This is a genomic window from Lignipirellula cremea (genome assembly GCF_056501455.1).
Map to the genome: position 1 here is coordinate 213,995 of NZ_CM151415.1, position 13,290 is coordinate 227,284.

Here is a 13,290-nt window from a genome sequence, read left to right on the forward strand (position 1 = left end):
CAGCGTCACGAGCCGGCGTTCGGCGCAGGCTCTTCGCCCGGAGGCTCTTCCGAGGGCGCCGGTACTTCGCCAGTTGGTTCTTCCGGAGCGGGATCGCCGGCAGGTTCCTCCGACGCCGGCTCTGCTTCCGGAGCTTCGCCTTCGGCTGGTTCTGAGGGCATCGGTTCATCGCCGGTCGGTTCCGCAGGAGCGCCTTCCTCGGGCTTCGGTTCGGACGGCGCAGGCTCCGACGTCGAAGGTTCGGGAGCAGGCGATTCCTCTACCGAAGGCGCTTCAGCCGCCTCTTCGCCGCCGATGGGCGCGAAGGCGCCGGCGAGAATGATGGGGGCCTGCTCCTCGGCTAGAGACGCGGGGAGCGTCTCCGAGTTCGCGGGCAGCTTGACGCCCATCGCGACGACGACCGACCCCTGTTCCGGAATCCCCTGCGATTCGCGAGCGACCGCCACGAGCCGACGCGCTGCTTCGTCACGCAGCGATTCCAGCGACAACGTCACGACGGCAGTCTGACCCTCCGGCTGCACTTCGACCACGCGTCCGACGACGACGACGCCCGCCATGTCGAAGTCCTTGTCCGTCAGTCGCAGTCGGGCGAGGTAGTTCGCCACCTGCTGCTCGGACGGTTCGTCGAAACGATCGGCGAGCTTCGCGTTCAGCTCTGCCGCGGCGGCGTTCGACCGGGGCGCGGGCGGCAGGCCGGTGAGCGTCTCGGCCATCAGCGCCAGTTGTGCGTAGTGCTTCTCAGCCAGCGGTCGCTTCTCCGAGGGCGACGCCGTCGATGCCTGGTAGTCGTTCCAGCTTTCGGCTTCGGCCGCTTCCAGGTCCGGCAGATCCTCGGTCGCGGTCGGGAAGACGATCTCGAAGGGATCGATCGCCGCGATGTTCAGCGGCGCAGGGTCCAGTTCGCTCCGCAAACGATCCGCAGCCTCGGCATCGGACATCGGCGGTTCAGGAGCGAAGGGCTCCAGGTTGAACTCTCCGCCCTCCGCCGCGTCGGCCATCGGTTCTTCGATCGTCGGATCGGCGGAGAACTCGTCGGGCGTCTCTTCCGCCGGGATGGTCGCCGGGGCGAAGTCGGAGTCGGGAATCGCGAAGCTGTCGAGCGACGGATCTTCGAGCGCGAAGGCGTCGCCCGCGTCGAGTTCCGGCATGAAGGCGTCGACGACCGGCTCTTCCGTCAGTTCGCCCGCATCGGGATCGAGCGACGAACGGGTCCCTCGCCCGGCGTTCGGTTGCGGTCGTTCCTCGTCGAGTCCGAAGCGACCGCTGTCGAGTCGCACGCCGCCCGACGCGTCCCGGGGGAGCGGCTCGACCGGATCGGCCCCTTCGGCGGCGGTCTGCTTAGGTGGACCGGCGCTGGAGACGGGAACCGTTTCGGGCCGGAACTGCGCGGGCACCAGGAAGGGCGCGTACTCGGCGACGGTCGGGGCCAGGCTGAACGGATCCTTGCCGAGGCCCCACCAGATGATCAGCACGGCGAGGCCGACGCCGACTGCTCCGCCGATGACGATCTGCGCCATCTGCACGATCGGGTTGCCCCCCTTCGCCTTTTTGGCGGGCGCACGTCCGGCGCCGGTTCGGGTCCCGGCAGTCGCGGCGCCGACGCGCGGCGAGGAAGCGGTCGCCGTGCGGGACGCCGTCGCCAGAGCCGTTCCGCCTCCTGCGAACCCGGGCGAAAATCCGCCGCCGCTCGGTTCGCCGTCGAGAAGTTCCGCCATCGGCGGTAGTTCCGACAGGCACTCCTCGAGCGTGAACGTCTCGGTGCAGAGGGGGCAGCGGCAGCGGGACGACAGGGCCACGCCGCTGGGAAACGTCAACGAATCGCCGCACTCAGGGCAGGAGGCGATAAACATTCGCGTAGAAACTCCGGACCGCGACGAGCGCGTGAAGAAGACGAACCCGGGAAGAAGAGCCCGGCGCCCGACTTCGAGAGCCCGGCGCCGCCAGCAAAAGCGACAACGCCCCAGTTTAGCACGAGGGTCGGCAACTTTCCCGCTGGAATCAGGCGCTCCGCCCGCGGTCGCTCGCCACGACAAGCACAGTGCGGAACGGTGAGCCTCAACAGGGGCGCCACTGGCTATGCCAGTGCCGGCGTCGACGTCTCGGTCATCCAGGCTGGACGATCTAAACAGATTCGGCACTGGCATAGCCAGTGGCACCCGAAACTCGTCGATATGCCCGTAACATCAATCGTGCCGGTCCACCACCAGCACCCGCAGGTCGCAGACGTTCGTGTGGGTGGGCCCGGTCACCAGCAGTCCGCCGATCGGCTCGAAGAAGGAGAAGGCGTCGCAACGCTCCAGGTAAAGTTCGGGCGGCTGCGGAAGGCTCGACGCTCTCGCTAGGATCCGCTCGTCGAAGAAGGCGCCTGCCGCCTCGGTCGGACCGTCTTCGCCGTCGGTACCGCCCGAGACGAAGGCGATCCCCTGCCCCGGGACGGCGGCGCCGGCGTCCGCATCCCGCACGGCGATCAGCGCGGCGAGCGCGGCCTGCTGGTTGCGTCCCCCTTTGCCGCGCAGATGAGCGGGCGGCAGTTGAACCGTCGGCTCGCCCCCCGTGATCAGGCAGTCCACGCCGCCTCCGCCGCGCATGCTCAGCGCCAGGTTCGCGTGACGGCGCCCGACTTCTTCCGCAGCGCCTTCCAGCGTCGTCGCGGCGTCCATCGCGAAGTGCAGGCCCAGCCGTTCCGCTTCGCGGCCTGCGGCATCGACGGCGGAGACGACGTTGCCGATGACGACCGTATCGAGCTTCGCGCGAACGGGCGCGACGGCTGTCTTCCTGCTGCGCGAATTCGCCTCTTCGAGCTGCTTTCGGAGGACGGCGACGACCTCGGGCGCGACGCCGGCGCGGATCGCTCCGAAGCGTTCGAGCACGGCGAGGGCGCCTGCCGGGTCGGGCTCCGCAGGAACGGTCGGACCGGAAGCGATCGCCTCCAGCGGGTCGCCCATCACGTCGGAGATGATCAGCGTGACGAGCCTTCCGGCATTGCAGGCCCGCGCGAGCCCGCCCCCCTTGAGGCGACTGATCTGGCGACGGACCAGGTTGAGTTCGGCGATGTCGGCGCCTGCCCCGGAGAGATGCTTCGTCAGCGCCCGCTTCTGGGCGAGCGACACGCCTTCGATCGGCGCGGGCAGCAGGGCCGACCCGCCGCCCGAGATCAGGCAGACGCACAGGTCGTCGGCCTTGCACGAGCGGACGAGTCGTTCGATCTGGCGGCTTCCCTCGACGCCCTCTTCCGTCGGCTCGTTGACGCCGCCCGGTCGCGCGGCGAAGAGACGGATGCGGGAAAGCTGCTCCACGCAGGGCGCGGGAACGTTGATCCACCCTTCGACCTGCTTCTCGGCGAGAAGTTTCGGGCCCAGCGCCGTCTCGAAGCCGCGAGCCATGCCGGCGCCCGCCTTCCCCGCGCCGACGACGATCAGCCGGCGGAACGACTTGAGCGGGACTTCGACGTCGTCGAACCAGAGCGAACCCTCTTCAACGGCGACGGCTGCTTCGACGAGCGCGTCCCCGCGCACGGCATCGACGCCCGCCCGCCAGATACGGAGCGCCATTTCGAGGGGCGAACCCTTCGCCTGAAGCGGGTCGCCCTTTTTTTCGTGAGGCGAGCTCATCGGGGCGCCTGATCGCGCTGGGAGACGAAGCGGAGATCCTGCCAGAGCTTCGACTCGTGCTCGTAACTCATCTGCGTCACGTTCGGCGTCTGCGGCGAGTAAAGAACCATCCCGAGCAGCAGCGGACGATCCTTGTACTCCGCCCGCGAGACCAGGCTGCACCAGGGCGTGCCGCGACCGTGATCGCCGGGCAGCGGCACCACGTGGAAGAAGAGTTGCTCGAACCCCCGCCGGGAAACCTGCGGATCCCACAGGCGGATATCGGTCTTATGGGCGTCCAGAATCGGACCGAGCCCCGGCATCGCCCGTTCGAGCAGCGCCCTGACCGGCGCGTCCTGCAGAGCGCCTCCGCCCGTCCCCTGAAAGGCGACGACGATCAGCGGCAGATGCGCGGGCGAGCCCATCCACTCCAGCCGCGGGTAGGACTGGAAGTCGAACTGCTGCGGCGTGAAGTCCGTGACGTCGATGTAGAGGTCGCTGCGGTCGCTGAGCGCGATCCGTTTGGGTCGACGGGTCAGGCGATAGACCAGCAGGATCAGGACCAGCAGCGCGAGCGCTCCGAGGAGGATCAGTAGAACCTCGGAGTACTCCGACCAGGGCATCATCGCCCCGTCGGGATCGAGCGGCGCGACGCCCGACCCGTCGGGCACGACCCCTTCGATCGCGCCCCCTTCCAGCCGCAGTTCGCCCCGAATGCCGTCGGGGGATGCGCCGGCTCCGTTCGGTTCGGCGGAAGATCCGTCGACCTGCGGAGGGGCAGGTTCGGACGGACTCCCCTCGCCCTCTTCCAGGCGGAAGGTCTCCCGTCCCTGTTGCAGCCAGGCCGTCATCCACGTCATCGATGCTTCTCCCGCCAGCGGTCGAAGGCATCCTACCCGGCCTGCCGGGGAGCGGGAAGCGAACGAAGCAGGGCTGTCAGGCTCTACTTCAACTCGACCGGCCGGGCGACGACCTCGTCGAGCCGGAGCGTGCCGGGGGCGAAGAGTTCGAACGAAATGACGAGCGGCTGGTCTCCCGCGACCCGGTAGAGCGAAAAGGGCTTCCAGTCGTCGGACACGGACAGATAGAGCGCCATCGCGTCGCCCCCGATCGAATCGACGATGCGGGCGCCGCGCGGACCTTCGTCGCCGTCGAAGCGTGCCATGCCGTGAATGCAGACGATCGTGCCGGGCGAGAGATTCAGCGTCGGCGAATCGATCGTCGCGAGCGGACGCGTTTCCTGAAAGCGTTCCGAGGTCGCCCCGACCAGGGTGGCCGTCGCCTCCAGTCCGGACCGACCGCGATAGACCGCCTGCGGCGTGATCCGAACGCCGGTGGCGATGCCGGGCGACTGCATCTGCCGATTGGTCCAGCCGGCGGAGGCGGTCGCCGACAGATCTTCGAAGTCGCCTCCCTGAAACAGATCGCGCGCGACGGGCACGGAATGGAACGTGTCGGAGAAACGCCAGCGCCAGGCGAGTCCTTCGTAGCCGCACCCGAACGGCGTCGAGACGTACGCGTCCCCTTCCCGGGCGAGCTTCCTCCACGCGTCGCGCCGCACCGCGGCGAGCGATCGCGTCGCCTGCTCCGCCAGCGCGCGGATCTCCCGTTCCTGATCCTTGCCGGCCAGTTCGTCCATTCGCTTGCGGTTCGCGTGGACCCACTCGATCCGTTTCAGCGAATCGGGGCTCGAGAGGCCGACCAGTCCGAGTCGTCGCTCGGTCTCTTCCGCGACGGCGATGGATGCGGCGAGCGCATCGCGTTCCCGATCGGAGCGCGTCCGCTTCCATGCGCCCCATTCCTTACGAAAGTGCGCGAGCGCCGTGGTGTCCTGCGTCAGCAGGAAGGCTTCGATCCGTCCGGCGTCCGCCAGCGCCAGCGTCCGCCCCCCGGGCGAGTCCGACTGATCCATCTTCTCCAGGCCGGCATCGCGGACGCGAAAGGCCATGGCCGAACTCGATCCTTCGACGAAGACCGACAGGGGGAGCGGCGATTCAGGAACGAGCACGCATTGTTCGTTCGGCGACTGGCGGACGCAGAAGAGCGCCCGCGACCGACCGGCATCGAGCTCGTAGAGATCCCAAGCGCCGGCCTTGCGGGGCGTCGCCGCTTCGCCGCCCGCGATCCAGGGCTCCCACAGGCGGAGTTCCTGAAAGATCATCCGCACGCATGACGCTCGCTGGCGAGCGTAGGAGGTCGGATCCTGCAGCGACCGATCCGAGCGCAGGTAGACGCCGCGGGCCTGCGCTCCGATCGCCAGATGGGTCATCAGCCGCACGGCTTGCGAATCGAACGGCGCTCCCTCCTCCCAGTCCGGCGCCATGGCGCTTGCCTGCCGGTCCGCCGCTCGCGGCCAGTGCGTGGCGACGCTGACGAAGCACGGCACGTCGCCGGCTTCCGCCTTTCGCCGTTCTGCGAGCCACGCGGGAAATTCCCGCAGATCGCGCGATCCGCCCAGCCAGACGCCGTCATGCAGCAACAGCGACGGCGCATCATGCGGCGTCCGGGTGGGATCGTCGGCCAGGAGCATCTCCGGACGCCGCCGCCCCAGCGGATGCAGTCGCAGCGCCTCACGCACGGCGGTTCGCTGCTCCGCAGGAACCTCCTCCAGCGACCAGGCGAGGATCGGTTTCCAGCTTTCGTCCCAGTCCGTCACCTGGTCCAGCCTGGGCGGCGGAACGACCAGCCGAAGATTCAGCCGGCGGGCCTCGCTGCGGTCGAACGGCGTCGGCGCATATCGCAGACGCACGACCTCCGCCCCTAGCGAGGCGAGGAATTCGAGCGTCTCGTCGGTTCGGTCGATCATGCGTCCGAAGAACGGTCGCTCGTCGACGAGGAGCAGGCGACCCTGCCGACGGACTTCCGCGGTCGAACCAGGCGACAGCGGCTCGATCGGTTCCAGCGCCGTTGCGGGTCGCACGTGCGAGGGATCGCCGCCGATCGCTGCGATCCCGGTTCGTTCGATCGGAACCTGACCGACGATCTCCAGCCGATCGATCCAGAGCGACCGCTTGCCGGGCCGGTCGTAGACGTTGAGCACGATCAGATCGATGTAGGCGCCGCGAGTGTCGACCGGACGCCGCAACTCCGACCGCAGGCTTTGCGCACGGCGCTCCACTTGCGAACGAAGCTGGTGGACGGCCAGCTTGTTCCAGGCTCCGGGCTCGACATAGGTGTCGCCCGGGATGAGATACCGCAGCGGATCGCCCTGATCGTCGAGCGTTCGCGGAAAGACGGCGCGGGCGAACATCTGGATGTTCGACGCCTCGGAGCGGACCCACAGCGAGATTTGAAGCTCGTCGATCGCGTGCGACGCCTCGATCGGATAGCCGAGATAGGCCGTCGACCCGGAGCCGGTCTGCACTTCCGCGAACTCGGACAGATTCCCTTCCTGGACCTGATCCCCGGTTCGTCGCTGAGCGATCGTCTTCGCGTGGCAGTCCGATTCGAGCAGCCGCCAGGTCGGCGTGGCCGATTCCATTCCGTCGAACCAGTCGGCCCGACCGACCCTTCCGCCGACAAGCAGCGTAACGAGGGCGAAGGCGAGGAGAACCCTGCTCCGGCCGGGGCTTAACGGCCGATTCGTCGAGTTGTACCGCAGGCGACGAATCGTTCGCGGTGTGCCACTGCTGGCTTGCCCAGCAGTGCAGCGGGCCGCGTTCGATTCGCCCATGCAAACCGTCGATTCCCGACCGAAAGCCGTCGATCTTCGAGCGGCGACTTCGTGCTGCATCCTCTCAGGAAGTTGAAATCGTTCCCGGGGCGCTGCACTGCTGGGCAAGCCAGCAGTGGCACACAGGGATTCGCATGCTCGCCTGATCGCAGTGTGGGCTTCCGAGCTCGAAACGCCCGGCGCAGAACCCGCAGGCGTCGCTTGCGGAGTCGGCGAAAGAGACGGAACGTCGGGAGAACTTTTCACGAGCGTCGCTGCCGGAACTGCATCGGAAGAAACGTCGGGCGGAGCGTCTGAAATTCATTGCGGGGCTAAAGAGCCACGCCTAGGATGCCGACCGCGTCGCGATTCCTACTCACGAATCGACGGAGCGTCGCGATTACGAAACGCGATCGCCGTCCGTCGGTTCGACGATGCAGGGCGACAACGTCACGACGCCGAATCGCCACTTCGGCTCCGCAGCCGCTCGAAACGGCATAAGGCCGTGCTGTAGCAAGATTTAAGTTTCGCGAACAGAGACGTTCCGTCCTCTTTTCGCCACGTGCTGAAATTCGATGACTTAGCGACGGATTCGCTAAGGGCTTCTCTCGCAAGGGCTTGCGTCACTTCTTTCGCCTGCCGCGCTCCTGCGGCATACGCTTCGCCTTTTTACGTCGGCGCCGACCTGAGTCCGACACCGGAGAGAGCCGCATGTCTTCCCACCCGCGCCTGCAGCAAGCCGACGACCTCGAGATCCCCCGCGACCTGGTGCAGCTCGGGCTGCTGATCGAAGAGTTGCCCGCCGAATTCCGCGAACGCCTGGAGAGCGCCTACGACGCCGTGGTCGACAGTTCCCGCCGTCGCCGTCGGATTCTGGTGCTCGTGCAGGACGCGCTCAGTCAGCTCCGGCTCGACATGAAGTACCTGCTGTTCGATCTGGAAGCGACCCGCCGCGAACGGGACGAGTACCGCACGCGACTGGAAGGCTGAGAGCTTCCGATCGCGCGAAGCGAAGGTTCCGGCGGCGCCCGCACGAAATCGGCGCCAGCCTCTCGCATCGAGGGCGCCCTCGGAACACAATGCGAAGGGCGTCGCGATGTGGACGCCCTTTTTCGTCCCTTGTCGCGATTCTGCCGGTCGTTCGGCCGGGTCGTCTCCGACGGTCGTTCTTCAGCCGATCGTTCGCTGACGGCCTTCGCGCCGGCGCCCTGTATCTCTCTTCGTCTCGGCGTCGCCGCATCGAACGCGGTCGTTCGCGTCCGACGACACGCCATGCCGATGACCGGCGAGAAGTTTACTGTCGAACAACTCTCGCAGTTGCTGTTCAACCTGAATTTGGTCGAACAGCGACACCTCGACCGCGTGCGCTCGTCGCTCGGGACGAAAGATCCGACGATCGAGGATTTCCGCAATCAGCTGTTGCGGGAAAACCTGGTCACGAACTTCCAGATCGATCGTCTGATGGAAGGTCGCCGGACGGGGTTCTTCTACGGTCCCTATAAGGCGCTCTACATCATCGGCGCCGGTACGTTCGCCCGCGTCTTTCGTGCGGTGCATACCGAGACGGGTGAAATCCGGGCCGTGAAGGTGCTGCGCCGGCGCTTCACGGAGGATCTGACGGCGACCGAACAGTTCCTGCGCGAAGCGGCGATGGTCAAGCCGCTGCGGCACCCGAACATCGTCCCGGTGTACGACGTCGAGCGGGGCCGCGAAGCGACGTACATGGTGATGGAGTTCGTCGAGGGGCGTAACCTGCGGGACTTTCTGAAGGTCCGCGGCACGTTCTCCGTCGAGGAGGCGCTGCGGTTCACGCTCGACGTGGCGACGGGCCTCGACTACGCGTTCCAGCGGGGCGTGGTCCATCGCGACATCAAGCTCTCCAACGTGCTGGTCTCCTCGTCCGGTCGCGGCATGCTGGTCGACTTCGGCCTGGCCGCGATGGAGATGAAGACCGGCAAGGAGAAAGACGACGCGATGAGCAACCCGCGGTCGGTCGACTACGTCGGCCTGGAGCGGGTCTCGGGCGTCGCCAAGCATGATCGCCGGAGCGACATCTACTTCGTCGGCGTCATGCTCTACCACATGCTCACGGGCGACTCGCCCATCGTCGAAACCCGCGACCGCCTGCAACGCCTCTCCGCGACGCGGTTCCAGAAGGTGACGCCGCTCGTCGAACTCGTGCCCGATCTGCCGCAGAAGGTCGCCGCCGTCATCGGCAAGGCGATGGAACTGGACGCGTCGAAGCGCTACCAGACGCCGGGCGATATGCGACGCGACGTCGCGAACCTGGTGGACCTGTGCAAGGCGGACGCCCTGGGGCCGACGCTCGGTCAGATGGCCTCGCAACCGGAGAGCGCAGGCTCGGTCGCCTCGCCGCGGATCGAATTCGACGCCGAGCGCGAGGGCGAAGACGCGACGGTGATGCTGATCGACTCCGACGTTTCGGTGCAGGATTCCATCCGCGAAGAGTTGAAGAAGCGCGGCTACCGCGTGCTCGTCATCAGCGATCCCTCCCGCGCGGCGGCTCGACTGGAGGATACGAACCTGCCGGTCGATGCGGTGATTATCGGCAGTTCAGGCCTGGGACGATCGGCGTTCGAAGCCTTCGCGGAGTTCGCCCGAAAAGAGGAGACCGCCGCGACGCCGCTGTTGCTGCTGGTCGAACGCCACTTCAAGGACCTGCTGAGCCAGATGCCGGGCGCGCCGCATCGCAAGGCGCTCGCCCTCCCCTTGAACGCCGGCTCTCTGAGGAAGACGCTGCACGACCTGATTCGCACGCGCCGCGAGAAAGACCGCGACGTCGAGGCGTAGGCGTTGGCGTGAGCGGTTCGCGATGCCGCTTTCTGGCGAGCGGAGGGTGTCAGCCCTCCGTGTCTGTCCCGAACGGAGAGAGCGAGTTACTCGCGCCGGAATCTCGGAGGGCTCACGCCGTCCGCTCGCCGGTGACTTCTGCCCCTTCGCCCTTCCTGCCGTCCCAGATCGCCAGGAACGCGGGCAGCAGCACGGTCCGGACGAGCAGCGTATCGATCAGGATGCCGAGCGACAGGGCGAAGCCCATCTCGGTCACGCTCCGCAGGCCGCTGGTCAGATCCGGGAAGCGATTCGCCAGCGACGGAAAGACGTGGATCAGCGTCGGCAGCCAGTCCGCCGCGGTCATGGAGAAGAACGTCGCGGCCATGATCAGGCCGCAACTCGTGACGATGCCGCCTGTGCGGATCATCGCGGCGCGCAGGCCCTCTTTCGCTCCGAGGCGCTTGCGCTCTTCCTCCACGCGCGCGGCGAGGTAGACGTTGTAGTCCTCGCCCACGGCGACCAGGATCACGAACAGAAACAGGGGCAGCTTCCAGTCGAGCCCGTCGTAGGTATCGCCGTACCGCCACGCGAAGAACCAGTCCGTCATCCCGAGCGTGACGAAGAACGACCACAGCACCGACACGATCATGTAGGCGCTCACGACAGGCCGCCACAACAGCAGGAGCAGCACCGTGTAGACGGCCAGAACCGTCAGGACCTGAATGCGAAACGTGTCGGTCCGGGTGACCTGCTTCAGGTCGCGGAGCGAGGCGGTCGCTCCGGCGAAGGCGAAGGTCGCGTCGTTCCAGAACGATCCTTCCTGCTGCGTCAGGGCCTGAAGCCGGGTCTCCATTTCCGCGAGCGTCGCGACGGCCTCGTTCGACGTCGGCGGAAGCGACAGGATCACCTCGAACCGCGTGACGTCGTGCCCCCCCGGCTGCATTCCGGAGACGTACGCCTTTTCCGCCAGGCGATGCGCCCGCATGGTCCAGCGTCGCCAGGCGTTGGCGCTGAACAGGCTCGACCGGCCCGTCGATTCGGCATGACTTCCCTCCTCGGTCGATCGCTGCCCCATCGGATCGGCCAGCGAGTAGACCGCCGCGACGCCGGGTCCGTAGAGTCGCGAGGCGAGGTCTTCCATCTCCCGCTTTCCGTCCGGGGAAAGAAAATCGGCGTCGTCGTTTTGGACGATCACGGTGATCGGCGAGCTGCGACCGACGGGGAAGTAGCGCTCGACGATTCGCAGGCCCTGCCGCGCGGGGCGGGAGGGATCGATCTGGCTGGTGATGTCGTAGCTGGTCTTCTCGCCCTGCCCGAGCCCGTTCCAGAAAGCAGGCGCGAAGAGGGCGATCGCGAGGAACAGAATCAGCGCCGGACACTTCAGCACGATATCCGCGACGCGCCGCCAGAAGCGTTCGCTGAAGCCGTCGTCAGTCGGCAGACGCGTCCGCTCTTCGGCCTGGGCCAGGCGCGCCCGCGTCAGGTTTCGCGGCGAACCGTTCCAGAACGCGAGCGGTCCCAGAATGGCGAGGAGCGCCGGCGTCAGCGTCAGACAGGCGAAGAGTCCGATCAGCAGGCTCACCGCGATCGTCGGACCGCTGGAGGCGATCTTGCCGAACTCGGAGAAGAGCATCGTCGACAGGCCGAGGATCGTCGTCATCGCGCTGGCGACCAGCGCCCCGCCGACGCCTCCCATGGCGGAGACCAGCGCCTCGCGACGGTCCGGCGACGTCTGCATGGCCTCGCGGTAGCGCGCGATCAGGAACAGGCAGTAATCGGTTCCGGCCCCGAGCAGAATCACCACGACGAAGATCCGCGTCGTGGCGTAGATGCGGTACTGAAAGATCGGATCGAGCGTCGCTGCCCAGAGCGCCGCGATGCCTGCGATCGTCGCGAGCGCGACGACCAGCGCGACGCCCAGCGTCAGCAGCGGCGCCAGGATCAGCGTCGGCGAACGATAGATGATCGCGAGAAAGCCGATCACCATCACGATCGTGATCAGTTCCGTCTGGCGGATGCTCGCTTTGGCCGATCGGAGCGTTTCGCCCCCGATCGCCGCGGTGCCGGTATAGGCGACGTCCAGGCCCGGTTCGGTCCGTTCCCGCGCCTGAGCGCGAAGCTCGCCCAGGAACGCTTCCAGTTCGTCCAGCAGTTCGATATTGCTGGTCGCGGCGAACTCCCGACCGAGTTGCAGCACGATCAGACGTGCGTCGCCCTTCGGCGAAACGAGCTTCGACCCGAACAGGGCATGCGCGGGCGACCAGACGTCCGCCAACTCCCAACTCTCCGCCCAGGCGGCACGCTCGAGCGGAATCGACTTCTTGAGATCGATCCCCAGCGAGCGCGCGTCGATCGCGACGTCTCGCCGCGCTTCTTCGTTGCCGGCCAGGCGATGCAGCGTCGCGAGTTTGCGAAACAGGGTCGCCCGTCGCGCGATCGCGTCCTCTTCCCACGCCTTCTGGTCGGGACGATCGGCCAGATGGGCGATCACTCCGTCGAGCGCGGCGATCGCGTCGCGGTAAGCGGCGACGACCTCTTCATAAGGAATCGCCCGAGCGGATGCGTCCGGGGCGGATGCGTCCGGGGCGCCCGCGTTCGAGTCGGCGGCGTCGCCCGCCTGCGAACGTTCGTCCGGGAACCCCCGATCGCCGAGACCGGTCAGGAAGTCCGCCGTGGCGTCCTGGATCAGGTAAATGTCCTGCGCGGACAGCTCCTTCCCATCGCGATGAAAAACGAGCGCGACGGAGCTTCGCCCCCGGTCGTCCGGGAACGCCTGACGCAGCAGGCGTTCGCCCTCGGTGCTGGGGAGGCCTGCCGGCAGCGAATCGAAATCGCTGTCGTGAGCGACGGCGTCCCATTTCGGCGCGGCGAACCAGACGCCGACCGCGAGCGCGATCCACGCCCCGACCACGAACCACGGATAGCGAGCGACGAACTCGCCGAGCCGACGAAACATGGCGGGAATGGGGAGCGGGAGGGATCAGGGGCCGAAGCGCCTGCTCGAAGTTGCGGATCGACGCGCTCATGACGCTGCGACCGGAATCATTGGACGGCGCCCCCCTACCCGCCGCAAGAACCGACCGATCCGCCCCGACGCTCTCCGGCCCCGCAGCAAGCGGCGTCTTCCGCCGGTTGAGCGAACCGGAAGGCAGGGGTACGCTGTCCTTCTTCCCGAACGTCCCGTCGGATCGTCTGTCCAGGCAGGCGCCGGTCGACGGCGGCGAATCGTCCGGCCTTCCCCTTTCGCCCTGCGGA

7 protein-coding genes are annotated in these 13,290 nt (G+C 67.2%); 2 read left to right on the top strand and 5 right to left on the bottom strand.

Going from position 1 to position 13,290, the window contains the following annotated elements:
• Positions 1-5: 5 nt before the first annotated feature.
• From SH602x_RS00945 to SH602x_RS00960, 4 genes are all read right to left on the bottom strand, one after another.
• Positions 6-1,850, bottom strand: coding sequence for a hypothetical protein (locus SH602x_RS00945; RefSeq protein WP_479475026.1), 1,845 nt, complete (start codon positions 1,848-1,850; stop codon positions 6-8).
• A gap of 333 nt (positions 1,851-2,183) precedes the next feature.
• Entirely contained in the window at positions 2,184-3,611 is a 1,428-nt protein-coding gene (locus SH602x_RS00950) for a glycerate kinase type-2 family protein (protein WP_479475027.1), read from the bottom strand.
• Positions 3,608-4,450 carry a hypothetical protein gene (locus SH602x_RS00955; protein ID WP_479475028.1) on the bottom strand — a complete coding sequence of 281 codons (843 nt, stop codon included), beginning with the start codon at positions 4,448-4,450 and terminating at the stop codon, positions 3,608-3,610. Before SH602x_RS00955 ends, SH602x_RS00950 begins: the two co-directional genes overlap by 4 nt.
• A gap of 83 nt (positions 4,451-4,533) precedes the next feature.
• Positions 4,534-7,071, bottom strand: coding sequence for a hypothetical protein (locus SH602x_RS00960; RefSeq protein WP_479475029.1), 2,538 nt, complete (start codon positions 7,069-7,071; stop codon positions 4,534-4,536).
• 882 nt (positions 7,072-7,953) lie between these two features.
• On the opposite strand from SH602x_RS00960, the gene SH602x_RS00965 reads away from it, so the two are divergent.
• Together SH602x_RS00965 and SH602x_RS00970 are read left to right on the top strand one after the other, a co-directional pair.
• Positions 7,954-8,232, top strand: coding sequence for a transcriptional regulator (locus tag SH602x_RS00965; protein WP_479470301.1), 279 nt, complete (start codon positions 7,954-7,956; stop codon positions 8,230-8,232).
• A 288-nt stretch (positions 8,233-8,520) separates the two neighbouring features.
• Entirely contained in the window at positions 8,521-10,053 is a 1,533-nt protein-coding gene (locus SH602x_RS00970) for a serine/threonine protein kinase (RefSeq protein ID WP_479475030.1), read from the top strand.
• A 112-nt stretch (positions 10,054-10,165) separates the two neighbouring features.
• Here SH602x_RS00970 and SH602x_RS00975 read toward each other — a convergent pair whose 3' ends face one another.
• Positions 10,166-12,991, bottom strand: a complete 2,826-nt coding sequence (locus SH602x_RS00975; RefSeq protein ID WP_479475031.1) for an MMPL family transporter — start codon at positions 12,989-12,991, stop codon at positions 10,166-10,168.
• Between the last annotated feature and the right edge of the window lie 299 nt (positions 12,992-13,290).

Coding starts and splice junctions, on each gene's coding strand:
- SH602x_RS00945 (WP_479475026.1), bottom strand. CDS start 1,850: ATGTTTATCGCCTCCTGCCCTGAGTGCGGCGATTCGTTGACGTTTCCC.
- SH602x_RS00950 (WP_479475027.1), bottom strand. CDS start 3,611: ATGAGCTCGCCTCACGAAAAAAAGGGCGACCCGCTTCAGGCGAAGGGT.
- SH602x_RS00955 (WP_479475028.1), bottom strand. CDS start 4,450: ATGACGTGGATGACGGCCTGGCTGCAACAGGGACGGGAGACCTTCCGC.
- SH602x_RS00960 (WP_479475029.1), bottom strand. CDS start 7,071: ATGGAATCGGCCACGCCGACCTGGCGGCTGCTCGAATCGGACTGCCAC.
- SH602x_RS00965 (WP_479470301.1), top strand. CDS start 7,954: ATGTCTTCCCACCCGCGCCTGCAGCAAGCCGACGACCTCGAGATCCCC.
- SH602x_RS00970 (WP_479475030.1), top strand. CDS start 8,521: ATGACCGGCGAGAAGTTTACTGTCGAACAACTCTCGCAGTTGCTGTTC.
- SH602x_RS00975 (WP_479475031.1), bottom strand. CDS start 12,991: ATGTTTCGTCGGCTCGGCGAGTTCGTCGCTCGCTATCCGTGGTTCGTG.